Source organism: Pantoea sp. Mb-10 (assembly GCF_021272205.1).
Lineage (GTDB): Bacteria > Pseudomonadota > Gammaproteobacteria > Enterobacterales > Enterobacteriaceae > Pantoea.
Window position 1 is genome coordinate 1 of the sequence record NZ_JAJSDX010000025.1, and the last position, 599, is coordinate 599.

Genomic DNA, 599 nt, shown 5'->3' on the forward strand with positions numbered 1-599 from the left:
CTGTAGCGGTTCATATCACCTTACCGACGCTTTTCGCAGATTAGCACGTCCTTCATCGCCTCTGACTGCCAGGGCATCCACCGTGTACGCTTGGTCGCTTAACCTCACAACCCACAGGCGTTTTTCAGCGCTGCGCATTGCAAGCATTTGAGAGACCCGACCGCGCCTCATTCACCGCCTGTTACGGGGCATTGATAAGGCGCGTCGTTTCAAATTTTCAGCTTGTTCCGGATTGTTAAAGAGCATATATCGCAAACGTGACCCGCAGGTCAGTTTTGCGATACATCGTGGAGACATCTTTCACCTGTCGCCAAGCAGGTGGCGTCCCCTAGGGGATTCGAACCCCTGTTGCCGCCGTGAAAGGGCGGAGTCCTAACCGCTAGACGAAGGGGACACGAATGTGTCACGACTTCGCAGCCGTCCTGCTCGTTACTTTTCTATCAGACAATCTGTGTGAGCACTTCGCGGGAAAGTATCTTCAGGTAAGGAGGTGATCCAACCGCAGGTTCCCCTACGGTTACCTTGTTACGACTTCACCCCAGTCATGAATCACAAAGTGGTAAGCGCCCTCCCGGAGGTTAAGCTACCTACTTCTTTTG

At 53.3% G+C, this 599-nt stretch carries 1 tRNA gene and 2 rRNA genes; all 3 read right to left on the reverse strand.

Features of this window, described 5'->3' with window-relative positions:
• A 23S ribosomal RNA gene (locus LU196_RS20325) occupies window positions 1-104 on the reverse strand; the annotation flags it as partial.
• A gap of 215 nt (window positions 105-319) precedes the next feature.
• Window positions 320-394: transfer RNA gene (locus LU196_RS20330), tRNA-Glu, on the reverse strand.
• Window positions 395-483: 89 nt separating this feature from the next.
• Window positions 484-599: ribosomal RNA gene (locus tag LU196_RS20335) — 16S ribosomal RNA — on the reverse strand; the annotation flags it as partial.